At 71.2% G+C, this 22,257-nt stretch carries 19 protein-coding genes; 9 read left to right on the forward strand and 10 right to left on the reverse strand.

Translation table 11 applies throughout. From position 1 onward, the window contains the following. A partial coding sequence (locus tag VGD70_RS14550; protein WP_331081974.1) for an ABC-F family ATP-binding cassette domain-containing protein occupies positions 1 to 1,588 on the reverse strand: 1,588 nt, incomplete at its 3' end. A 107-nt stretch (positions 1,589 to 1,695) separates the two neighbouring features. Between VGD70_RS14550 and VGD70_RS14555 the strand changes: the two genes are divergently transcribed. The 3 genes from VGD70_RS14555 to VGD70_RS14565 all read left to right on the forward strand — a co-directional run bounded on the left by VGD70_RS14555 (position 1,696) and on the right by VGD70_RS14565 (position 4,124). Continuing rightward, the gene (locus VGD70_RS14555; RefSeq protein ID WP_331081975.1) at positions 1,696 to 2,136 is read left to right on the forward strand and encodes a hypothetical protein; all 441 of its coding nucleotides are present in this window, start codon (positions 1,696 to 1,698) and stop codon (positions 2,134 to 2,136) included. Next, complete coding sequence (locus VGD70_RS14560) at positions 2,133 to 3,641, forward strand: multicopper oxidase family protein (protein ID WP_331081976.1); 1,509 nt, start codon at positions 2,133 to 2,135, stop codon at positions 3,639 to 3,641. Before VGD70_RS14555 ends, VGD70_RS14560 begins: the two co-directional genes overlap by 4 nt. A gap of 66 nt (positions 3,642 to 3,707) precedes the next feature. Beyond that, on the forward strand, positions 3,708 to 4,124 hold the full coding sequence (locus VGD70_RS14565; protein WP_331081977.1) for an MmcQ/YjbR family DNA-binding protein: 417 nt from the start codon (positions 3,708 to 3,710) through the stop codon (positions 4,122 to 4,124). Between the two features lie 30 nt (positions 4,125 to 4,154). Here the strand turns inward: VGD70_RS14565 and VGD70_RS14570 are convergent, their stop codons facing one another. The 8 genes from VGD70_RS14570 to VGD70_RS14605 form a co-directional block, all read right to left on the reverse strand. Beyond that, positions 4,155 to 5,324: a metallophosphoesterase gene (locus tag VGD70_RS14570; protein ID WP_331081978.1), complete on the reverse strand. Its 1,170-nt coding sequence runs from the start codon at positions 5,322 to 5,324 to the stop codon at positions 4,155 to 4,157. A 129-nt stretch (positions 5,325 to 5,453) separates the two neighbouring features. Next, on the reverse strand, positions 5,454 to 8,405 hold the full coding sequence (locus VGD70_RS14575; protein WP_331081979.1) for a glycoside hydrolase family 3 protein: 2,952 nt from the start codon (positions 8,403 to 8,405) through the stop codon (positions 5,454 to 5,456). A 27-nt stretch (positions 8,406 to 8,432) separates the two neighbouring features. Further along, the gene (gene yicI, locus VGD70_RS14580) at positions 8,433 to 10,697 is read right to left on the reverse strand and encodes an alpha-xylosidase (RefSeq protein WP_331081980.1); all 2,265 of its coding nucleotides are present in this window, start codon (positions 10,695 to 10,697) and stop codon (positions 8,433 to 8,435) included. Beyond that, on the reverse strand, positions 10,694 to 11,530 hold the full coding sequence (locus VGD70_RS14585) for a carbohydrate ABC transporter permease (RefSeq protein ID WP_331081981.1): 837 nt from the start codon (positions 11,528 to 11,530) through the stop codon (positions 10,694 to 10,696). Before VGD70_RS14585 ends, yicI begins: the two co-directional genes overlap by 4 nt. After that, the gene (locus VGD70_RS14590; protein WP_331081982.1) at positions 11,527 to 12,369 is read right to left on the reverse strand and encodes a sugar ABC transporter permease; all 843 of its coding nucleotides are present in this window, start codon (positions 12,367 to 12,369) and stop codon (positions 11,527 to 11,529) included. Before VGD70_RS14590 ends, VGD70_RS14585 begins: the two co-directional genes overlap by 4 nt. 178 nt (positions 12,370 to 12,547) lie before the next feature. Further along, positions 12,548 to 13,843: an ABC transporter substrate-binding protein gene (locus tag VGD70_RS14595; protein WP_331081983.1), complete on the reverse strand. Its 1,296-nt coding sequence runs from the start codon at positions 13,841 to 13,843 to the stop codon at positions 12,548 to 12,550. A gap of 102 nt (positions 13,844 to 13,945) precedes the next feature. Next, positions 13,946 to 14,950 carry a LacI family DNA-binding transcriptional regulator gene (locus VGD70_RS14600; RefSeq protein ID WP_331081984.1) on the reverse strand — a complete coding sequence of 335 codons (1,005 nt, stop codon included), beginning with the start codon at positions 14,948 to 14,950 and terminating at the stop codon, positions 13,946 to 13,948. A gap of 136 nt (positions 14,951 to 15,086) precedes the next feature. Continuing rightward, a complete protein-coding gene (locus VGD70_RS14605; protein ID WP_331081985.1) occupies positions 15,087 to 16,250 on the reverse strand; it encodes a histidinol-phosphate transaminase in 1,164 nt (387 codons plus the stop codon). Positions 16,251 to 16,386: 136 nt separating this feature from the next. Here VGD70_RS14605 and trxA point away from each other — a divergent pair, with 136 nt between their 5' ends. From trxA to VGD70_RS14620, 3 genes are all read left to right on the forward strand, one after another. Beyond that, entirely contained in the window at positions 16,387 to 16,764 is a 378-nt protein-coding gene (gene trxA / locus VGD70_RS14610; protein WP_331081986.1) for a thioredoxin, read from the forward strand. Positions 16,765 to 16,944: 180 nt separating this feature from the next. Further along, the gene (locus VGD70_RS14615) at positions 16,945 to 17,841 is read left to right on the forward strand and encodes a hypothetical protein (protein WP_331081987.1); all 897 of its coding nucleotides are present in this window, start codon (positions 16,945 to 16,947) and stop codon (positions 17,839 to 17,841) included. After that, on the forward strand, positions 17,838 to 18,101 hold the full coding sequence (locus VGD70_RS14620; protein ID WP_331081988.1) for a carboxypeptidase-like regulatory domain-containing protein: 264 nt from the start codon (positions 17,838 to 17,840) through the stop codon (positions 18,099 to 18,101). Before VGD70_RS14615 ends, VGD70_RS14620 begins: the two co-directional genes overlap by 4 nt. Before the next feature lie 166 nt (positions 18,102 to 18,267). Here VGD70_RS14620 and VGD70_RS14625 read toward each other — a convergent pair whose 3' ends face one another. Next, positions 18,268 to 18,894, reverse strand: a complete 627-nt coding sequence (locus VGD70_RS14625) for an alpha-ketoglutarate-dependent dioxygenase AlkB (RefSeq protein ID WP_331081989.1) — start codon at positions 18,892 to 18,894, stop codon at positions 18,268 to 18,270. A 144-nt stretch (positions 18,895 to 19,038) separates the two neighbouring features. On the opposite strand from VGD70_RS14625, the gene VGD70_RS14630 reads away from it, so the two are divergent. The 3 genes from VGD70_RS14630 to VGD70_RS14640 all read left to right on the forward strand — a co-directional run bounded on the left by VGD70_RS14630 (position 19,039) and on the right by VGD70_RS14640 (position 21,899). Further along, a complete protein-coding gene (locus tag VGD70_RS14630) occupies positions 19,039 to 20,367 on the forward strand; it encodes an NAD(P)/FAD-dependent oxidoreductase (RefSeq protein WP_331081990.1) in 1,329 nt (442 codons plus the stop codon). Between the two features lie 69 nt (positions 20,368 to 20,436). Next, a complete protein-coding gene (locus VGD70_RS14635) occupies positions 20,437 to 21,408 on the forward strand; it encodes a TIGR03557 family F420-dependent LLM class oxidoreductase (protein ID WP_331081991.1) in 972 nt (323 codons plus the stop codon). 347 nt (positions 21,409 to 21,755) lie between these two features. Continuing rightward, on the forward strand, positions 21,756 to 21,899 hold the full coding sequence (locus VGD70_RS14640; RefSeq protein WP_331081992.1) for a hypothetical protein: 144 nt from the start codon (positions 21,756 to 21,758) through the stop codon (positions 21,897 to 21,899). Positions 21,900 to 22,257: the final 358 nt, after the last annotated feature.

Raw genomic sequence — 22,257 nt, forward strand, 5'->3', positions numbered from 1 at the left:
GCACGGCGTCGAGCATCCGCCGGTCGTGGGTGACCAGCAGCAGCGTGCCCGGGTAGGCGTCCAGCGCGGCCTCCAGCTGCTCGATCGCCGCCAGGTCCAGGTGGTTCGTCGGCTCGTCGAGGACGAGCAGGTTCACCCCGCGGGCCTGCAGGAGCGCGAGCGCGGCCCGGGTGCGCTCGCCGGGGGAGAGGCTGTCGGCGGCACGCAGGACGTGCGCGGAGGTGAGCCCGAACTTCGCCAGCAGCGTGCGGACGTCGGTCGGCGCCCAGTCCGGCAGCTGCGTCTCGAACGCGGCCAGCAGGGGCCGGTCGTCGGCGAACAGCGCGCGGGCCTGGTCGACCTCGCCGACCCGCACGCCCGGCCCGAGCGACGCGTTGCCCTCGGCCAGCTCCACCCGGCCGAGCAGGGCCGCGAGCAGCGTCGACTTGCCCGCGCCGTTGGCCCCGGTGATCGCGACCTTGTCCGCCCAGTCGATCTGCAGGTCCACCGGTCCGAGGGTGAACCCACCGCGCCGGACCACGGCGCCACGCAGCGCCGCCACCACCGCGCCGGCCCGGGGCGCGGCGGCGATCTCCATCTGCAGCGCCCACTCCTTGCGTGGCTCCTCGACGGCGTCCATCCGCTCGATGAGCCGGTCGGTCTGGCGTGCCTTGGCGGCCTGCTTCTCGGTGGCCTCGACCCGCTTGTTGCGGCCGATCTTGTCGTTGTCGGGGGCCTTGCGGCGCGCGTTGCGAACGCCCTTGTCCATCCACGCGCGCTGGGTCCGGGCACGCAGCTCCAGCGCCGCCTTGGTGTCGGCGAACTCGTCGTAGCGCTCGCGGGCGTGCCGGCGGGCGACCTCGCGCTCGGCGAGGTAGGAGTCGTAGCCGCCGCCGTAGGTGTTGACCTGGTGCTGGGCGAGGTCCAGCTCGACGACGCTGGTGACCGTGCGGGCGAGGAACTCGCGGTCGTGGCTGACCAGCACGGTGGCCGCGCGCAGCCCGGTGACGAACTTCTCGAGCCGGTCGAGGCCGTCGAGGTCCAGGTCGTTGGTGGGCTCGTCGAGCAGGAAGACGTCGTACCGGGACAGCAGCAGCGACGCCATGCCCGCGCGGGCGGCCTGGCCGCCGGACAGCGACGTCATGGCGGTGTCGAGGCCGACGGTGAGCCCGAGGTCGGCGGCCACCTCGCCCATCCGCTCGTCCAGGTCGGCCCCGCCGAGCGCGAGCCACCGCTCCAGCGCCACGGCGTAGGCCTCGTCCGCGCCGGCGGCGCCCTCGGTCAGCGCCGCGGTCGCACTGTCCAGTTCGGACTGAGCGGCGGTGACCCCGGTGCGCCGGCCCAGGAAGGTCCGCACGGTCTCGCCCGGCCGGCGGTCCGGCTCCTGCGGCAGGTACCCGACGTTCGCGGTGGGCGGGCTGCGCCGGACCGTGCCTTCTTCGGGCACGACGAGCCCGCCGAGCACGCGCAGCAGGGTCGACTTCCCGGCCCCGTTGACCCCGACCAGCCCGACGACGTCCCCGGGCGCGACCACCAGGTCGAGCCCCGAGAACAGGACCCGGTCCCCGAATCCCGCGGCCAGTCCCTTCGCCACCAATGTTGCGCTCACCAGCAGGAAGCGTAGTCGGGCGACTCTCAGCAAGGTCCGCGCCCTGACCACGTAGTGTCACGCCATCCGGCTGCCCAGCGTCCCGAGACGAACGGAGGTGCGCGCCCATGACCGACGCGCCCACGTCGACCACGGTGGTTCCCGAGGAGACCGGCGTCGCGCCGGCCGGCCCGCGGGCCACGCTCACGACGCTGCGGGTGCTGGCGGTGCTGCACGCGCTGAGCGTGCTCGCCCAGCCGACGTTCGCCGGCCTCTACCTGAGCGGCGACGTCGACGCGTTGGGCCTGCACTCGCTCAACTCCAACCTCGTCGCGGTGCTCGGGCTGTGCCAGCTGGTGGCCGCGATCGTCTTCGGGTGGCGCGGGCGCGGGCGCTGGTGGCCGCTGTACGCGTCGATCGCCGTCCTGCTCGCCGAGACGCTGCAGACCGAGCTGGGCTACGTGCGGATGATCGCGATCCACGTCCCGCTCGGGGTGTCGGTCGTCGCCGGGCAGATCCTGCTGACCGTGTGGCTCTTCCGGGCCGACGCCGCGAGGGGGCGCAAGTGAGGCTCACCAGGCGCGGGTTCCTCGGCGCGCTCGGCGTCTCCGCGCTCGGCGCGGCCAGCTTCGGCTCGCTCCTGCTGCCCGGCGCGTCCGGCCAGACCGCGGAGCTGTTGCGCAGCAAGGCCCGGCTGCCGGAGCCGTTCACCGTGCCGCTGCCGATCCCGCCGCTCGCGCGCCCGGTGCGCCGCGACGCGACGGCCGACCACTACCTGATCACCCAGCGGGAGGCGGAGGCCGAGATCCTGCCCGGGCTGCGCACGCCGATCCTCGGCTACGACGGGATGTTCCCCGGGCCCACCGTGGTGAGCCGCAGCGGCCGGCGCACGGTCGTGACCCACCGCAACGAGCTGCGCGTGCCCACCGTCGTGCACCTGCACGGCGGCCACACCCCGGCCGAGAGCGACGGCTACCCGACCGACCTGGTGCTGCCGGCCTCCGGCGGGGACGAGCACGCCGGGATGGGCGGCAACGTCGCGCACGGGCAGCGGGACTACGTCTACCCGTGCCGCCAGCGCGCGGCCACGCTCTGGTACCACGACCACCGGATGGACTTCACCGGCCCGCAGGTCTACCGCGGCCTCGCCGGCTTCCACCTGATCCACGACGACGAGGACGACGCGCTGCCGCTGCCGAAGGGCGAGCGGGACATCCCGCTGATGATCACCGACCGCGCGTTCGCCGAGGACGGCTCGTTCCTGTACCCGGCGATGGCCGGCATGGCGGGGGTCGAGGCCGACTACATGGAGGGCGTGCTCGGCGACGTCGTGCTGGTCAACGGCGCGCCGTGGCCGGTCCTCGACGTCGACGCCGCCCGCTACCGGCTGCGCATCCTCAACGCGTCCAACGCCCGGCGCTACCGGCTCTCGGGACTGCCGTTCGTCCAGGTCGGCTCCGACGGCGGGCTGCTGGCCCGGCCGGTGACGCACCAGGAGCTGGACATCGCGCCCGGCGAGCGGTTCGACGTCGTCGTCGACTTCTCCCACCATCCACCCGGCACCGAGCTGACCGTCCACAACGGACTGGGCAGCGGCTCCACCGCGCAGGTCATCCGGTTCCGGGTCACCCGCCGGGCATCGGACGACAGCACGGTGCCCGACGTGCTCAGCGAGGTCGAGCCGCTCGACCCGGCCAAGGCCGTGCGGACCCGGGAGTGGCGGTTCCGGCGCGGCGAGGTCGGCGACCACGCCGCCTGGCTGATCAACGACCGGCCCTTCGACCCGCGCCGCGTCGACGCCGACGTCGCGCTGGGCGACCTGGAGATCTGGCGGGTGACCAGCGACCTGCACCACCCGGTCCACGTGCACCTCGACCCGTTCCAGGTCGTCTCCCGCGACGGCGAGCGCCCCGACCCGGCCGACGCCGGCTGGAAGGACACCGTCGACCTGCGGCCCAGCGAGTACGTCGAGCTGGCCGTCCGGTTCACCGACCACGCCGGCCGCTACCTGATGCACTGCCACAACCTCGAGCACGAGGACATGGCGATGATGTCGGCCTTCCGCACCCGCTGAAGGCCGGGTGTGAGACGGTGACTCGGGGCGGCCGCGCGCGCGTCGGAGGACATCTAAGGTGAGGCCGTGACCCCACCCGAGGTTCCGCTGGAGATCCTCACGCCGCTGCGGGCGGTGTGCCTCGCGCTGCCGGACGGGTACGAGGAGACGGCCTGGGTAGGCAAGCGCTGGTGCGTCCGCAAGCGCACGTTCGCCCACGTGCTCCAGGTCGACCGGGAGTGGCCGCCGGCCTACGCCAAGGCTGCCGGCACCACCGAGCCGGTCTACGTGCTGACCTTCCGCTCGTCCGGCCAGGAGCTGGAGACGCTGCGGGTGATGGGGCCGCCGTTCTTCAAGCCTAGCTGGGGGGCCGACGTCGTCGGCATGATGCTCACCGGCCGCGTCGACTGGGCCGAGGTGGGCGAGCTCCTCACCGAGAGCTACTGCGTCCTGGCGCCGAAGAAGCTCGTCGCGCAGGTGCGGCGGCCCGAGGTCAGTGGTTGAGGTAGGCGACGCCCCGGGGTAGGGCTGTCCTTACCCCGCGGTGCGCAGGGTCAGCAACGTGATCTCGCTCGGGGCGAAGACGCGCAGCGGCGGACCCCAGAAGCCGGCGCCGCGGGTGGTGTAGAGCTGGGTGCGGTCGCCGTGGCGGGTGAGGCCGTGGACGGTGGGCTGGTCGACGCGGACCAGGTAGTGGAACGGCCAGATCTGGCCGCCGTGGGTGTGGCCGGAGACCTGCAGGTCGATGCCCGCGGCCTCGGCGACGACGACCTGCCGGGGCTGGTGGGCCAGCAGCAGCACGGGCAGGTTCGGGTCGGCGCCGGCCAGTGCCGCCGTGAGGTTGGCGCCGTGACCGGGCAGGCCGGACGCCCGCGCGGTGGCGTCGTCGATGCCGGCGAGGACCAGCCGCGCGCCGCCGCGCTCGACGACCACGTGCCGGTTGTGCAGCGACTCCCAGCCCAGCTCGGTCAGGTGGTCGAGCCAGGCCTGCGCCTCACCGAAGTACTCGTGGTTGCCGGTGACGTACACCCGGGCCAGCCGCGCGCGGATGTCGCCGAGCGGCGCCGCCTGGGCCTGCCGCCGTTCGACCGTGCCGTCGGCGATGTCGCCGGCGTGGCAGACGACGTCGGGCTCGAGCGCGTTGACCGCGGCCGCCGTGCGCGCCGACCAGCGGGCCCGGTCGATCGGCCCGAAGTGGGTGTCGGCGAGCAGGACCACCCGCAGCCCGGCCATGCCCGGGCTGAGCCGCGGGAGGACCACGTCGACGCGCTTGACCCGGGGTATCCGCATCGCCTCGACGTAGCCCCACAGCACGAGCACCAGCGTCACCGCGACCACCAGGCCGGCGACCAGCCGGGAGCGCAGCGGGTTGTCGACCCCGGCGAGGCCGAGCACGACCCGCGGGACGGTGCCCAGCAGCGTCCAGGCGAACAGCACCCACACGACCCCGAGCGTGGTGTCGCCGATGCGGGCCGCCCAGTCCTGCGCGCGCCTGCTGTGCCCGAGGAACATCAGCCACGGGAAGCCGACCGCCGCACCGGCGAACAGCACGGTACCCACGACGAACACCGCAACCGGCCACTGTGGACCGAGCACCAGCAGCCACCACGGCACCCCGAACAGCAGCACCAGGGCGGCCAGCAACACCACCACGAACAGCCGGCGACTGCGCGGCCGCGCGACCCGTTCCTGCGCCTGCGTCATGCCTCCAGCCTGCCCGAAGTCCAGCCGGGACGCCCGGGTGGGACGCCTGTCCCGGGTGTTGTCGGTCGAGGCCGGCGGCGCCGTGCCCGGAATGGACGTTTCGAGGTCGGCCCGGTGCCGGTCGGCGCCTCATCGCAGCGCGAACGAGTCGATGCGGAGGTCGCCGGTGAACACGAGGTACACGTCCCGCCGCCCGTCGGCACCGGCCAGCCGGGCCGACGTGGAGACGTAGGCGTACTTGTCGCCTGTGGACGGCGCGGTGGCGGTGCCCGCGAGTGGTCCGGTGGGGCTGTCCAGCCGGACCTCGATCGTGCCCGGGCCACCCGCGACCCGCGCGGTGAACGTCCGCGCGTGCCGCAGGTCCGCGTCCCGGAAGGAGACCCAGTCACCGGTGGCCGCGCCGACGGCCTCGCCATGCGCCTTCGACGTGTCCACCAAGTCGACACCCGCGTAGTCGTCGAAGTCGATCGCCCGGGTGGTGCGCGCCAGGTCGCGCGGTGGGATCGTCTCGCCGTCGACCCGCACCGACGCCCGCTGCCGGAGGTCCGCCGACGAGGCGCCGACGAGGACGTCGTACCTGCCCGCCTCGACGACCCACCGGCCGCGGGTGACGTCCCAGTGTGCGAGGTCGGCGACCGGCACGGACAGCCGCACCGTCTTCGTCTGGCCCGGCTCGAGGTGCACCCGCTCGAACGCCCGCAGCGTCAGGTTCGGCCGCGGGTCCCGGGACGTCCGCTGGTGCGTGTACAGCTGCACGACCTCGTCGCCCGCCCGGTCGCTGGTGTTCGTGACCGGAACACCGACCCGCATCGGCGCGTCGACCCGGAGCCTGCCGTAGCGGAAGCTGCTGTAGGACAGGCCGTGCCCGAACGCGTAGAGCGGGTCGCCGTCGAAGAACTGGTAGGTGCGGCCGGACTTGATGATGTCGTAGTCGAGGATGTCCGGCAGGTCGGCGTCGGACCGGTACCAGGTCTGGGTGAGCCGGCCGGCCGGGTTCACGTCGCCGAACAGCACGTCGGCCACCGCGCGGCCGGTCTCCTGCCCGGCGTGCGTGGTCCACAGGATCGCGGGCACGTTGTCCTGCTCCCAGGTGAGCGTGGTCGGGTAGCTGTTCTCCACCACCACGACGGTGTTCGGGTTGGCCGCGTGCACCGCCTTGATCAGCGCGGACTGGCTCTCGGCCAGCGCCATGGTGGTCCGGTCGTGGTCCTCGCGCCCGTTGATGAACGGCATGCTGCCCACCACGACGACCGCGGTGTCGGCAGCGGTCGCGGCCGCCACCGCGCTGTCGATGCCACTGTGGACGGTCTCCTCGGCGAAGTGCGCCGCGCCGGCCGCGTCCGGCGAGCCCAGCAGGAGCCTGCCGTCGGCGGCGACCGTGAGGTAGTTGTTCGGGCCCTCCCAGTCGTTCGGCGTCTCGTAGCCGGCGTACCTGATCACGACCGTGCCGTCGCCCGCGTCCTCGATCCTGAACTGCTGCTGTACGAACCAGTCCCGCGGCTGCGGCGCCCGGTTGACGAACGGGCTGGTGGCGCCGTAGTCGGCGCGCTCGACGTACTTGCCGTTGGCGACGCTGCGCAGGGTCAGCACGCCCTGGCCCCAGTCGAACACGTCGAACTGCTGGTCCGCGCCCGCCGAGGCGCCGCTCGCGGTGAGCGCGGCACCGTCCGCACCGGACCCCGCGGTGACGTAGCCGCCGGTGTCGACCGACCGCAGCGCGATCCGGTCGACCGCCTCGTCCCCGGTGACCGTCCCACCCGCGCCGAGCCGGTCGGCGATCCCGGCCCGCGGCGTGATCCGGTAGGGCATCGCGCCGGAGTACCAGTCCGTGTAGAGGGTGTCCGCGAGCGGGCCGACCACGGCGACGTTCCGGTCGCCGGCCAGCGGCAGCGTGTGCCGGGCGTTCTTCAGCAGGACCATCGCCTCGCCCGCGGTCCTGCGGGCGAGTGCCTGGTGTGCCGGGCTGTTGACCACGTCCATCGTGATCCCGCCGTACGGCCCGCCGTCCGGGTCGAACTCGCCGAGCCGGAACCGGATGCTGAGGATGTGCCGCACCGCGTTGTCCACATCGGACTCGGTGAGCAGCCCCTCGGCCAGCGCGGAGTTGACCGCGCCGGTGGTGGGGCCGGCGTTGGTGTTGTCGACGGTGAAGCTGTCCACGCCGGCCTTGAGGGTGGCGGCGTCGCCTTCGGCAAGTGTCGGGTAGTAGGCCTGCGAGCCGACGAGGTTGTTGGGGTTGCCCGCGTCGGTGACGTTCAGCAGCGCCTGGCCGGTCCACGACCGGACGACGTCGTCGTAGTCCGGCGACACGGTCATCGGCCGGCCGTTGACCAGGTTGTAGGCGGCCATCACGCCGGTCGCCGCGTCGTTCGCGATCGCCGGCTTGAAGGCGAGCTCGTCGTACTCGTGCTTCACCCGCGGCCGCAGGTTCGACGACGTCCGGTCGCGGCGGACCTCGTTGTTGTTGGCCAGGTAGTGCTTGAGCGTCGGCGCGGTCCTGAGGTGGCGCGGGTCGTCGCCGCGCATGCCGCCGGCGTACGCGGTGGAGATCACCCCGGTGAGGTGCGGGTCCTCGGCGTAGCCCTCCTCGTTGCGGCCCCAGCGGGGGTCCCGCAGCAGGTTCACCACGGGCGCCCACGTGTTGAGCCCCCACACGTCCGGGTTCGCCGAGTTGTACCCGCGGGTCTCGTCGCCGACCACTGCGCCGACCTGCTCGACCAGCTTCGGGTCCCAGGTGGACCCGAGCCCGAGCGCCTGCGGGAACACGGTCGCGGTGGCGGTCCGCACGGCGCCCGGGTCGGGTGTGGAGTGGACGTCGGTGGACCAGGCGAGGCCGTGCAGTGCCTCGGTGCCGGTCTTGAACCGGCCGATGCCCAGCCGCGGGATGGCGGGCTGGTACTGGTGCAGCAGCGAGATCTTCTCGGCCAGGGTGAGCCGGCCGAGCAGGTCGTCGATGCGCTTCTCGAGCGGCAGCCGGGGGTCGCGGAACGGGTAGCCGGGTGCGGCCTGCGCCGGTGCGGCGAGCGCGGTGGCGAGCAGCGCGGCGAGCAACGGGACGGCGGTGCGCGGTCTGATCCTCATGAGCACTCCAGTGGGCTGCGGGGACAGTCAGCTGTGGACGGTGAGGGCGGGTCCGGTGGCGTCGACGGGGTCGGCGCCGTCGAGCTGGACCCGCCAGCGCGCGGGTGGGTTGTCGGCCTCGACGTGGACCGTGTCGCCGCGCCGGGTGGTGGTGAAGGTGCACGCGACGTCGCCCGCGACGGTGGGGATCACGGTGGTCACCGTGGCGCCGTCGGCCAGGCCGAAGGCGCGCAGCGTGACGCCGTCGGCGTAGTCGTACTCGGGCCGGTCGTCGACGGCGCCGACCGGGACCACCGCGCCGGGCCGGACCAGCAGCGGCACGCTGTCGAAGCCGTGCCGCTCGCGGACCCAGCGCGGGCCCGATACCCGTTGCCCGGTAAGGAAGTGCGTCCACTCGCCGGCCGGCACGTAGTAGTCGACCGTGCCGTCGTCGGTGAACACCGGCGCCACCAGCAGGTCGTCGCCGAGCAGGTACTGGCGGTCGAGGTGGGTGCAGGCCGGATCGTCCGGGAACTCGACGACCATCGCCCGCATCATCGGCACGCCGTCGAGGTGCGCGACCCGCGCGGCCTGGTAGAGGTAGGGCATCAGCGACGCCTTGAGCGTGGTGAACCGCCGCAGGACGTCGACGGCCTCCTCGTCGAACAGCCACGGCACCCGGTAGGAGTAGTTGGCGTGCAGGCGGCTGTGCGAGGAGAGCAGCCCGAAGGGGATCCAGCGCTTGAACAGCCACGCCTGCGGGGTGCCCTCGAACCCGCCGATGTCGTGGCTCCAGAACCCGAACCCGGACATCGTGAGCGACAGCCCGCCGCGCAGCGACTCGGCCATCGACTGCGGGGTCGAGAGGTTGTCCCCGCCCCAGTGCACGGGGAACTGCTGCGTGCCGACGGTCGCCGACCGGGCGAACACGACCGCGTCACGCTCCCCGCGCCGCTTGCGCAGCAGGTCGAAGACGGTCTTGTTGTAGAGGTAGGGGTAGTAGTTGTGCATCAGCTCGGGGTCCGAGCCGTCGTAGTACACGACGTCGGTGGGGATCCGCTCGCCGAAGTCGGACTTGAAGCAGTCCACGCCCAGGTCCAGCAACGCGTCCAGCTTCGACGCGTACCACTCGCGGGCCTCCGGGTTGGTGAAGTCCACCACCGCGAGACCCGGCTGCCACAGGTCCCACTGCCACACGTCGCCGTTGGGCCGCTCGAGCAGGTACCCGCGGGCCATGCCCTCCTCGAACAACGCGGACCGCTGGGCGATGTAGGGGTTGATCCACACGCAGACGCGCAGCCCGCGGGCCTTGAGCCGGGCCAGCATCCCGCGCGGGTCCGGGAAGGTCCGGGTGTCCCACTGGAAGTCGCACCAGGACAGCTCGCGCATCCAGAAGCAGTCGAAGTGGAACACCGACAGCGGCAGGTCGCGCTCGGCCATGCCCTCGATGAGGCCGGTGACGGTCTCCTCGTCGTAGGAGGTGTTGAACGACGTCGACAGCCACAGCCCGAACGACCACGCCGGCGGCAGCGCGGGCCGCCCGGTCAGCGCCGTGTACCGGGCGAGGATCTCCTTGGGGGAGGGGCCGTGGATCACGAAGTACTGCATCGACTGGGCCTCGACGCTGAACTGCACCCGGGAGACGTCCTCGGAGCCGACCTCGAACGACACCAGCCCGGGGTGGTTGACGAACACCCCGTAGCCCGCGTTGGTGAGGAAGAACGGGATGTTCTTGTAGGCCTGCTCACTGCTGGTGCCGCCGTCGGCGTTCCAGATGTCGACGACCTGGCCGTTCCTCACCAGCGGGCCGAACCGCTCGCCCAGCCCGTACACCGCGTCGCCGACGCCGAGCGTGAGCCGCTCGCGCAGGTGGTGCTCGCCGTCCGCGGTGGTCATGATCGCCATGTCCTCGGCGCCGCTCGTGGTGAGCACCCGGTCCCCCGCGACGAGCTCGACCCGCCACGGCCCGGCCCGGCCGACCCGCACGGACAGGCCGCCCGAGGTCAGCACCGCGGTCGTGTCGTCCACCGACACCGCGGCGGTGGCCGACTCGTCCGGGAACAGCTCGAACCGCGGCGCCTTCGTCGCGGCACCGGCGTGATGGGTGAGCCGCACGCCGATCACGTCCGGCATCGGGGCGGTGAGGTCGATGGTGAGCACCGCGCCGCTCTGCAGGTCCTGCCGGCTGCGCACCGGATAGGTCGGCGCGATGATCCGCAGGCCGTCCGGCGTCGGCGCGGCGTCGAGCACCACGGTGGGATAGGCGGCCGTGACGCCCGCGCGCATCATCCAGTGGCCGTCGGTGAACTTCATTTGACCGCTCCCACCGCGATTCCCCGGGTCAGTGTCCGTTGGAAGATCAGGAAGAACACCACCGCAGGCGCGATGCCCAGCAGCGCCGAGGCACTCTGCGCGGTGGCGTCCATCAGCCGTTGGCCCTGCAGCACGCCGAGCGCGACCGGGACCGTCTGGTTGTCGTTGGAGATCAGCATGATCATCGGGAGGAAGAACTCGTTCCACGTCCAGATGAAGAAGAAGACCAGCAGCACCGACAGGGTCGGCCAGCTGATCGGCACCACCACCCGCCACAGGATCTGCCACCTGCTCGCGCCGTCGATGCGGGCCGCCTCGACGATCTCGCGCGGGAACGTGGCGAGCACCGAGGAGAGCAGGTAGGTGCCGAACGCGCTCTGGATCGCGGTGAAGATGATGATCACCGCGAGCCGGGTGTCATAGAGGCCCACCTCCTTGGCGAGGTAGTACAGGGGGTAGACCAGCGCCTCCTGCGGCATCAGGTTGGCCAGCAGGAACACCGCGACGATCCACAGCCGGCCCCTGATCCGGCCGATACCCAGCGCGTACGCGGTGACGATCGAGACCAGCACCGCCAGGACCGCGACCGAGCCCGCGATCACCGTGCTGTTCACGAGCTTCAGGCCGAAGTCGACCCGGTCCCAGAAGTCCGCGATCCCCTTGAGGTAGATGCCGTCCGGCAGGCCGAGCGGCCCGTGCGCGGTGTAGTCGGCCGGCGACTTCACCGCGTTGAGCAGCACCAGCAGGAACGGGAACAGCGTGAGTACGGCGAGCACGACCAGCACGCCGAGCACGACGCCCTGGCCCGTGCGGCGGGCCGCGCTGGTCGTCATGACCGCTCCTTCCCGCTCTGGACCCGCAGGAACAGGAACGTGAGGCCGACGATGATCAGGGTGAGCACCGTGGCGATCGCCGCGCCGTAGCCCACGTTGGCCTTCTCGAAGAAGTTCTGGAACGAGAAGTACGCGGGCACATTCGTCGACCCGCCCGGCCCGCCGCGGGTGAGCACGAAGATCTTGTCGAACGACTTCAGCGCGGCGATCGTGCACGTCAGCAGCACCACGAAGATCTCCGGCCGGATCTGCGGCACGGTCACCGACCACAGCCGCTGCCACCACGACGCGCCGTCGATCTCCGCCGCCTCGTACAGCTCCGGGTCCACCCGCTGCAGGCCGGCCATGAAGATCACCAGCGGGTAGCCGATCTGGATCCACACGAGCACCGCCATCACCGACAGCAGCGCGGTCTTCTCGTCGCCCAGCCAGTTCTGCGCCCACGAGTCCAGCCCGAGGAACCGCAGCAGCGCGTTCGCCGACCCGTACTCCGGGTGCAGGATCCAGCCCCACACCACGCCGGCGACCACGGCCGGCAGCAGCTGCGGCAGGTAGAACGACGCCCGCAGCACGCTGGTGGTGCGGTCGCCGAACCGCTTGGCGACGACGTCGAACAACGCGGTCGCCAGCAGCAGCCCGACGAAGGTCGGGATCACCGCCATCGCCACGATCAGCGCCAGGTTGTTCCGGAAGGAGACCCAGAACGTCGTGTCGGCGAGCAGCGTGCGGTACTGGTCGAGGCCGACCCAGTCCGGGCTGCCGACGCCCTGCCAGCGGGTGAAGCTGAGCCCGATGTTCATGGCCAGCGGCACCGCGATGACCGCGGCGAACAGCAGCACGCCGGGGAGGAGGTAGGGAAGGTAGCCGCCCCGCCGGGGTGCCCGGCTCGATACCGGCGTGCCGGGCGGGGCCCCGGTTCCCGTTGTCGCTCGCTTTGTCGCTCGCTTTGTCGCTCGCTTCGCCGTTCCCGGTGTCGTTCGGGGTGTCGTTCGGGGTGTCGCCGCCGCGCGCGCCATGTCAGCCGCCGACGTTGGCGAGGTTCTCCTCGTACGGCCCGGCGAGCTCGTCGAGTGCCTCGCCGGGGGAGGCGGTGCCGTTGATCAGCTTCTGGGTCGCGGAGACCATGACGTCGTAGTAGCCGGGTGCCGGCCAGTCCGGGTAGTAGGCCAGGCCGTCGCGGTCGACGAGCGTCTGGTAGTTCTCGATCAGCGTCTTGCTCTTCGGGTCGGTGATCGCGGCGGGGTCGGCCGCGACCGGGATGCCGCCGGAGTTGCCGAGCAGCTCCTGGTTCGCCTTCCCCATGGTGATGTCGATAAAGTCGTAGGCGAGGTCCTTGTTCGGCGAGTTGGCGGGGACGACCCAGAGGTTGCCGCTGGAGCCGAGCGTGCGGTCGCTGCCCGGCCACAGGACCGTGTCCCACTGGAAGTCCTTGACCGTGGCCTGCACCCGGCCGTACCACCAGCTGCCGGAGACCATGATCGGGAACTTGCCAGCCATGAACGCCGTGCCCATGCTCTCCGCGTCGATGCCGGCTGAGTTCTTGGCGATGTAGCCCTTGCCGACCCAGTCGGCGAACGTCGTCGCGCCGTAGGTCCAGGCGTCGTCGTGGAAGTTGACGTCGCCCGTGTAGGTCTGGAAGTTGCGCACCCAGTCGCTGTCCGCCTTGGACAGCGCGAGCTGGTAGAGCAGCTGCTGGGCGGGATACTCCTTGCCGCCGAGGGACAGTGGCGTCACGCCGGCCCGGACGAACGCGTCCATCGCCGCGGTGAGCTCGCCGAACGTCGTGGGGACCTTGATGCCGTGCCGCGCGAACAGGTCCTTGTTGTAGTAGACCATCGTGTACTCGGCGTAGTTCGGGACGCCGAACCACGTATCGCCACCCATCACGCCGCGCTCGTCGTACTTGCAGGTCGTCCGCAGGCTGGGCGTGAGCAGCTTGTCCCAGCCGCGCTTGGTGACCTCCGCGCTCAGGTCGGTGAGCAGGCCCTGCTTGGACAGCAGACCGGCGGTGGCGTTGCCCTTGTTGTACTCCATGAGGTCGGGCGCCTGGTCGGAGTTGAGCACCATCTGGGCGTTCTTCTGGATCTGCTCGAAGCCCTTCTCCTCGAACTTCACCGTGACGCCCTCATGGGTGCGCTCGAACTCCTTGATGGCCGCCGCCCAGGCGACCCCCATCGCGCTGTCGGGCCCCTCGTAGTGCCAGAGCGTGAGCTCGTTGCCGGACCCGCCCGAGCTGTCGCCGCACGCGGCGAGGACGGTCGCGGTCATGGCGCGTGCCGCCACGAGCCCGGCGCGCTTTCCTGGCTTGAACATCGTTGTTCCTCCAACCAGTGGGTGGCTGCGTGGATCCCTGATCGTCGAATCGCTTCGACGATGTGCCGCCTGACGTGCTGTGCAGTTGTGGGTGAACGGGTGTTAGGTCGTGGCGCGGGTGCTGGCCCGCCGGGTGAGTCGTGGGGGCAGGAGGGTCGCGTCGGGTACCTGCTGGCCGCCGAGCTTGGCCATCACCAGCCCGACCGCCTGGCGACCGACCTCGTCGGCGGGGATGGCCACCGAGGTGAGCGCGGGCATGGTGTGCTCGGCCAGCTCGTCCGGGCAGATCGCCACCACGGACAGGTCGCCGGGCACGTCCCGGCCGGCCTCGCGGAACGCGGACAGCAGCGGCCCGACGACCGGCTCGTTGTGCACGACGACCGCGGTGAGGTCCGGGTGGTCGGCCAGCAGCTCGGCGACCACCTTCTGCGCGCCGGCCTGCGTGGCCTCGCACGGGTGCACGCTGGCGGCGATCCCGTGCCGGGCCGCGGTCTCGGTGAACCCGGCGGTGGTCCGGGTGGCGAAGCCCGTCTCGCGCTCGTAGACCTCCGGCGGCGAGCCGACCAGCGCGACCCGGCGGTGGCCGAGCTCGGCGAGGTGGTCCACGCAGGCCGCGCCCGCCGCGGTGAAGTCGAGGTCGATGCAGGTGAGCCCGGCGGCGTCCAGTGGGAAGCCGATCAGCACGGCGGGCCGCCTCAGGTCGCGCAGGACCGGGATCCGCGAGTCGTGCAGCTCGACGTCCATCACGATGATCGCGTCGACGAGGGAGGTGTCGGCCACCCGGCGCAGCCCGGCCTCGCCCTCGTTCTGGGTCAGCAGCAGGACGTCGTGGTCGTGCTCGCGGGCGGCCGTGACGACCGAGGTGGCGAACTGCATGATCACCGGGACGTGGATGCCGGTGCGCAGCGGCACGACGAGCGCGACGACATTGGACCGGTTGCTGGCGAGCGCCCGCGCGCCGGCGTGCGGTTGGTAGCCGAGCGCCTCGATGCTCGCGAGGACGCGCTCCCGGGTGGCCTTGGTGATCGACCGCTTGCCGCTGAGCACGTAGGACACCGTGCTAGGTGCCACCCCCGCGTGCCGGGCCACGTCCTCGATCTTCGCCACGCTGTGCCACCCGCGGTCGGTCGTCGAATCGCTTCGACGGATGATGGTAGGGCAGCCGCCGGGCCGGGGGCAATGGCCGGCTACGCGCTCAACGGTCGACAATGCGCTCACGGCCGGCAACGCGCTCAATGGCCGGCTACGCGCTCCGGTGCGCCTCGCGGCGGCGGGCGAGCTCGTCGTCCCACTGCGGGTGCAGGTAGCCGTGGATCCCTTCCACGAGCCGGGCGACGTCCTGCTGCGGCCGCACGACCAGGCGCACGAACCGGTTGCTCATGCCCAGCTTGTTGCCGCACTCGCGGATGAAGACCTGGTGCCGGTCGATCAGGTGGTCGCGCATCTCGGTGCCGTCGATGCCCGGGGCGAGCTTCACGAGCAGGAAGTTGGCCTGCGACGGGTAGACGGTGAGGTCGGGCAGCCGGGACAGCAGCGAGCCCATGGCGTAGCGGTCGCGGGCCAGCAGGTCGAGGCTCTGCTGGTACTCGGCGCCGTGGTCCCTGAGCATGAACACGACCGCCTCGGCGAGCGAGTTGAGGTTCCACTTCGGCAGCGTCTTGCGCATCTTCCCGGCCAGGCCGGGATTCGCGACGAGGTAGCCGAACCGGATGCCGTGCAGGCCGAAGTTCTTGCCCAGGCTCTTGAGGACGACGACGTTCGGCCGGATCGAGGCCTCGTGCGCGACCGACGGGTTGTGCTCGGCGTCGACGAAGTCGATGAACGACTCGTCGATCACGACCAGGTCGAGGTCGGTGAGCTCGTCCATGAACCGGATGATGTCCCGCCGGGCGATGTAGCCGCCGTCAGGGTTGTTGGGGTTGCACAGGACGGCGACCCGGGAGCCGCGCTCGCGGATGAACCGCACGTAGGCGTCGAGGTTGAGCGCGAAGCCGTCGATCTCCCGCAGCGGGAACATGTCCACCCGCTTGCCCGTCTCCATCGGCTGGTCTGTCCAGCGCCCGAAGGTCGGGATCGGGATGGCCACGCTGCTGTGGATCCAGAGGTGGTCCATCCAGGTGATCAGCTCGGTGGACCCGTTGGACATCGCGAGCGTCGCCGGGTTGAGCCCGAGCACCCGAGCGAGCTGGGCGGCGATCGTGTCGGCGTCGCTGGGGTAGAACTTGAGCACCATCTCGAGGTTGCTGGCCAGCTCGTCGAACATCTCGGGGGTCGGGAAGTACGGGTTGCACGGAATGCAGAAGTCGACGAGCTGCTGGCCGGACTCGCCGAGTCGCCGGGACAGCTCGAAGTACGAGGGGCTGTGCGCGGTCTGCCCGAACAGGCCCGCGTCAACGCTGTGCCGCACGCGATCACTTCCGTTTCACTCGTCCCGTCACGAGCACATACGTACGGAATGCCCGGACAGTTCACGCACTTTTTGCACGGAACAAAGCTGTCCGGTTGGCTGTTGACGAGGGGTAGTCGAGAGAAGGAGCTGTCAGGTGGCCACCGTCGAGTTGACAACCGAGAACTTCTCCGAGGTCGTGAGCGGTCCGGGTACCGTGCTCGTCGACTTCTGGGCGGCCTGGTGTGGTCCGTGCCGCATGTTCGCCCCGGTCTTCGAGGAGGCCGCGGACACCCATGACGACATCGTCTTCGGCAAGGTCGACACCGAGGCCCAGGTCGAGCTCGCGCAGGCGTTCAACATCGCCTCGATCCCCACGCTGATGGCCGTCCGCGACGGTGTGGTGCTGTACTCGCAGCCCGGTGCGCTGCCGGCCGCGGCGCTCGAGGAGCTCATCGGCAAGGTTCGCGCGGTCGACATGGACGACGTCCGCGAGACCATCGCCAAGGAGCAGGCCGCGCAGGCCGAGGGCTGACCGTTCGCCGATCGGCACAATGTCAGGGGCGTCGTGATGTATCACGGCGCCCCTTTGTCGACTCCTTTCGTTGTCGGAACAAAAATCCCTGGTCAAGGGAGTGAATTGATGACAACGGAACTCGATACCGGGCGACCTTTAGACGGGGCCGCGGCCGCGGCGATGGGCCTCGACGCCCCGGTGTCCAACACAGTCGAGACGGAGGCCGCGGTACTGGTTCGGCAGGAGAACGCCGAGCAGGGCACGAGCCCCGGTGCCGCGGAGCCGCTCTCGACGGGCCTGGAGTTCGTCGAGGGCTACCAGCCGATGCTCGAGTCGGTCGCGGCGGTAGAGCTCACCGCGGAGCCCGAGCTGGTGTTCCCCGATGCGGCGCACGCGTCGTTCGGGCTGCCCACCGTGGTGGCCGAGACCGTCCAGGGGCCGGACGACCGCGTCCAGATCACCACGACCGGCGTCTACCCGTGGCGCGCACACGCGTCGTTGGAGATCACCGCGGCCGACGGGTCCCGCTGGATCGGCACGGGCTGGTTCATCGGCCCGCACACGCTCATGACCGCCGGCCACTGCGTCTTCATCAAGAACAGCGGTGTCGTCGGCCGGGACGGGTTCGTCCGGTCGATCAAGGTGATGCCCGGCCGCAACGGCGCGACGCTGCCCTTCGGCGCCGTGACGAGCACCGACTTCCGCACCGTCCGCGGCTGGGCCGACAACGGCGACCAGAACTACGACTACGGCGCGATCGTCCTGCCGACCGACCTCGGTGCCACCACCGGCTGGTTCGGCTTCGGTGTCTACGACGACAGCACGCTCACCGACTCGATCGGCAACCTGTCCGGCTACCCGGGCGACAAGCCGGCCGGAACCCAGTGGTTCCACGCGCGCAAGCTCGTGTCGGTGGGGCCGCGCAAGGTGTACTACGACATCGACACGATGGGCGGGCAGAGCGGCAGTGCCGTGTACCGCATCGTGAACGGCCAGCGGTATGCCGTGGCCGTGCACGCGTACGGCGGCTCGTCGAACTCCGGCACCAGGATCACCGATCCCGTGTTCACCAACATGGTCTCCTGGAAGGCATGACCCCAGTGATCACCGGCCGCGTCCGATCCGCGTCCGGCAAGCCGATCCCGAACGCGACGGTCGCGTTCGAGTCGGCCCCGGGCGCGACCCCGGACATAGCCGCCCTGACAGACGCCGACGGCCGTTTCACCCTGGGCACGGTGGGCGAAGGCCCCTACCGGCTGGCCGCCCACGCGGACGGCTACACGCCGGGAAGAGCAGCGATCACCGTCACCAACGAGCCGGTGACGGTGGAGCTGAGTCTCCACCCGCGCCCGTGACCGGGGTGGTGTCTCTGGCGCGGCCCGCGGCCACCGTCGCCGACTGAGCTGGTGGTGGCGATCGGTGGTGCAGGACGGTGTCTGCCGCACGGTGTCCGAAGTGGACGATCGCGCCCGCGCTGCTGACCGGCGGCATGGCACCCCGCAGCCCCCTGGCGCGCAGGCGTCAGCGGACGTTGCGCGGGCGGAACTGGATGCTGATCCGCGGCCCCACCGGCTTCGCCGTCTTCGGGACCGCGTGCTCCCACGTGCGCTGGCACGAGCCGCCCATGACGATGAGGTCGCCCAGGCCCAAGGCGTAGCGGAGGGTCTCGCCGCCTCCGCGCGGCCGGAGTAACAACGGCCGGGGCGCGCCGACCGAGAGGATGGCGACCATCGTGTCCTCCGCGTTGCCTCGGCCTATGCGGTCACCGTGCCAGGCGACGCTGTCTCGGCCGTCGCGGTAGTGGCACAGGCCCGCGGTGCGGAACGGCTCGCCGAGCTCGGCGGCGTAGTACGTGGTGAGCGCCTCGCGGGCGGCGTCGAGCACAGGGTCGGGGAGAGCGTCGCCCTCGTCATAGAAGGAGAGCAGGCGGGGGACGTCGACCACGCGGTCGTACATCTGCCGCCGCTCGCCGCGCCAGGGGACATCGCGGGCTAACCGCTCGAACAGCGTGCCCGCGCCGGTGAGCCACCCGGGGCGCACGTCGACCCACGCGCCCCGGCTCAGTTCGGTGCGCTTGGTCGGGGCGAGCGAGCGCAGCCCGACCTCCTCCAGATCGTCGAGCAGAGAACCCTGCACAGCACCAGACATGCCACCGACCCTACACGTGAATCGAACACGTGAGCGTAACCCGATGGTGTGACTCGACCTACGCCGACGCGGGAGGTTCGGCCGGCTGCGCAGGGGTACGCCGGGCAGCGCGAGTTGTTCCCGAGAAGAGGGTGGGCACATCAGATGAACAGCACCGACGCGGGACGACGCCGCCCCCGGGTCGTCGTGGTCGGCACGGGTTTCGCCGGCTACCACTGCCTGCGGGTGCTCGAGCGCCGGCTCCCGGACGCCGACCTCGTCGCAGTCAACCCCGCCGACTACATGCTCTACGTCCCCCTGCTGCCCGAGGTCGCCGGCGGCGCGCTCGACCCCCGCCACGTCGCCGTGCCGCTGCGCACCAAGCTGCCCCGCACCCGGACCGTGCTGGGCAGCGTCACCGGCATCGACCTCACCGACAAGACCATCACCGCCGTCGACGTCGAGGGGCGCCGCAAGGTCCTGGACTGGGACCGCCTCGTCATCGCGTCCGGCAGCGTCACCCGACTGCTCTCCATCCCCGGCGTCGCCAAGTACGCCAAGGGCTTCAAGTCCATCGCCGAGAGCATCTACCTCCGCGACCACGTGCTGCGCCAGCTCGAGCTCGCCGAGCAGAGCGACGACCCCGCCGAGCGCGGCGCCCGCACCACCTTCGTCGTGGTCGGCGCGGGCTACACCGGCACCGAGCTCGTCGCCCAGGGCAAGGAGCTCACCCGCCATGCCGGCCAGGACGCCCGCTGGGTGCTCATCGACATGGCCAAGCGGGTCCTGCCGAACCTCAGCGAGCGCCTCTCCGGCCCGGCGCGGCAGATCCTCGAGAAGCGCGGCATCGAGATCCGCCTGGAGACCAGCGTCAGCGAGGTCACCAGGACCTGCGCGCGGCTCACCGACGGCACCGAGATCCCCACGCGGACCGTGGCCTGGTGCGTCGGCGTGCGGCCCGACCCGCTGGTGGAGCCGCTCAACCTGCCGACCACCAAGGGCCGGCTCAACACCGACCGGTTCCTCAGCGTGCCGGACCACCCCGACGTGTTCGCCGCCGGTGACGTCGCCGCCGTCCCCGACCTCACGCGACCGGGGGAGATCACGCCGATGACCGCCCAGCACGCGCAGCGGCAGGGCCGGGTCGCCGGCATCAACGTGGCCGCGTCGCTCGGCGTCGGACGTCGGCGCCGGTACAAGCACCACGACCTCGGCTTCGTCGTCGACCTCGGCGGCTGGGAGGCCGTGGCCAACCCCTTGCACGTGCCGCTGAGCGGCGTGCCGGCCAAGATCGTCGCCCGGGCCTACCACCTGCTGGCGATGCCCGCGAACCGGCTGCGGGTGGCCTTCGACTGGGTCGCCGACCTGCTGACCCGCCGCCTGGTCGTCCACTTCGGACTCGTGCCGGAGGAGGGCATCAGCCTCGCGGAGGCCGACGGTCCGGCCAAGCCCCAGGATCGGGCCGACGGTTTTGCCGGCAGCAAGGCCGGGTAGTCGGCGGGCCAGCAGGAAACCGATGAGGGAGTGGGCCGTGCGGTTCGTCAAGGCACTCGAGGAGATCTGATGGTCCGATTCGGCTACACCCTCATGACCGAGCAGGCCGGTCCACGCGAGCTGGTGCGCTTCGCCGCGGAGGCGGAGCGCGCCGGCTTCGACTTCGAGGTCATGAGCGACCACTACTTCCCGTGGCTCGACGAGCAGGGCCACGCGCCCAACGCGTGGAGCGTGCTGGGCGCGGTGACCCAGGCGACCCAGCGGGTCGACCTCATGACGTACGTGACGTGCCCCATCATGCGCTACCACCCGGCCGTGGTCGCGCAGCAGGCCGCCACCGTGCAGCTGTTGTCCGACAACAGGTTCACGCTCGGGCTCGGCGCGGGGGAGAACCTCAACGAGCACGTCATCGGCCGCGGCTGGCCCCCGGTCAACATCCGGCACGAGATGCTCGCCGAGGCGATCCAGGTCATCGGCGCGCTGTTCGACGGCGGCTACGTCAACTACTCCGGCAAGCACTTCCGGGTCGACTCGGCCAAGATCTGGGACCAGCCCGACCTGCGCGTGCCGGTGGCCACCGCGGTGTCGGGCGCGCAGTCGGTGGAGCGCTTCGCGCCCCTGTCCGACGCGATGATCGCCGTCGAGCCCAGGGCGGAGCTGTGCCAGGGGTGGGACGCCGTGCGGCACGGCGAGTCGGCGAAGATCGGGCAGCTGCCGGTGAGCTGGGACCCGGATCGTGGCACCGCGGTGCGCCGGGCGCACGAGCAGTTCCGCTGGTTCGCCGGCGGCTGGAAGGTCAACGCCGAGCTGCCCGGCCCGGCCGGGTTCGCCGCGGCGACCCAGTTCGTCACCGAGGACGACGTGGCCGAGAACATCCCGTGCGGCCCGGACGTCGCCCCGATGGTGGCAGCCGCGAAACCCTTCTGGGAGGCCGGTTTCACCCACCTGGCCCTGGTCCAGATCGGCGGCGAGCACCAGGACGGCTTCTTCGAGTTCGCCCGGGACCGCCTGCTGCCGGCCCTGAACGAGGCGGCCAACTAGTCCGCCTCCCCGGGATTTAAAGTGTGCGTTGCGTTCCGGCGGATGGTGCGGGTATCGAGGTGGATGGTGGCTGGGTGCCGTCACTAGTCCGCCTCCCCGGGATTTAAAGTGTGCGTTGCGTTCCAGCGAATGGTGTGGATATCGGGGTGGGTGGTGGCTGGGTGCCGTCACGGTCCCCTGAGGTTCCGGTGGTCGGCGCAGTCGGCGCAGGATTTCACACGATGATCTACGAGACAGGCCTTAGTCTCGTTGAGGTGCTGATCCGCTCCGAACGGCTGCCGCCCGCGGCCGTTCGAGCCCGGCGACGGCGTCTGGGCGTTCCAGCGCCTGCCCGACGTGCCAGGCACATGCTGCGCGAGCCGCGCGATCGTGCGGGGGCCGAGGAGTCGGTCCGCCGGATGATGGCCGAGACCACGCTGGTCGAGGACGGCGACGCCCTCACCTTCGCCGTGGTCCTGGCCGTCACCGGTGCCGTCGTCGTGCGGGGGTAGGCCGCGGCCGGGTGCGGGTGGATCTCCATGGCGGAGTGCGGTGCGGACCTTCGCGTCGCTGATCGGCGCGGCGAGCGGCAGGAACACCGACGAGAGCCGGACCCGGTCGATGCGGTCCCCACGGGGGTGGCGGCGCGGTGTCGGGCACGCGGCACCTCCTCGGGGGTTTGGGGGAAGCGTTCGGTTCTACCGCGTCGACATTTCGCGTGCCTAGGGACGCCCGTGCTGTACATTTGTCCATGTACAGATGTACACGAGGAGGAGCCGTGCCGTACGTGTACCTGTTCCTGGCCATCGCCGTCGAGGTGGCCGGAACCAGCTTGCTCAGGTTCACCGACGGGTTCACGAGACTGTGGCC

Origin of the sequence: Actinophytocola sp. (assembly GCF_036402745.1) — a bacterium.
Lineage (GTDB): Bacteria > Actinomycetota > Actinomycetes > Mycobacteriales > Pseudonocardiaceae > Actinophytocola.

Coding starts and splice junctions, on each gene's coding strand:
- VGD70_RS14555 (WP_331081975.1), top strand. CDS start 1,696: ATGACCGACGCGCCCACGTCGACCACGGTGGTTCCCGAGGAGACCGGC.
- VGD70_RS14570 (WP_331081978.1), bottom strand. CDS start 5,324: ATGACGCAGGCGCAGGAACGGGTCGCGCGGCCGCGCAGTCGCCGGCTG.
- VGD70_RS14575 (WP_331081979.1), bottom strand. CDS start 8,405: ATGAGGATCAGACCGCGCACCGCCGTCCCGTTGCTCGCCGCGCTGCTC.
- yicI (WP_331081980.1), bottom strand. CDS start 10,697: ATGAAGTTCACCGACGGCCACTGGATGATGCGCGCGGGCGTCACGGCC.
- VGD70_RS14585 (WP_331081981.1), bottom strand. CDS start 11,530: ATGACGACCAGCGCGGCCCGCCGCACGGGCCAGGGCGTCGTGCTCGGC.
- VGD70_RS14595 (WP_331081983.1), bottom strand. CDS start 13,843: ATGTTCAAGCCAGGAAAGCGCGCCGGGCTCGTGGCGGCACGCGCCATG.
- VGD70_RS14620 (WP_331081988.1), top strand. CDS start 17,838: ATGACCCCAGTGATCACCGGCCGCGTCCGATCCGCGTCCGGCAAGCCG.
- VGD70_RS14625 (WP_331081989.1), bottom strand. CDS start 18,894: ATGTCTGGTGCTGTGCAGGGTTCTCTGCTCGACGATCTGGAGGAGGTC.
- VGD70_RS14630 (WP_331081990.1), top strand. CDS start 19,039: ATGAACAGCACCGACGCGGGACGACGCCGCCCCCGGGTCGTCGTGGTC.
- VGD70_RS14635 (WP_331081991.1), top strand. CDS start 20,437: ATGGTCCGATTCGGCTACACCCTCATGACCGAGCAGGCCGGTCCACGC.
- VGD70_RS14640 (WP_331081992.1), top strand. CDS start 21,756: ATGCTGCGCGAGCCGCGCGATCGTGCGGGGGCCGAGGAGTCGGTCCGC.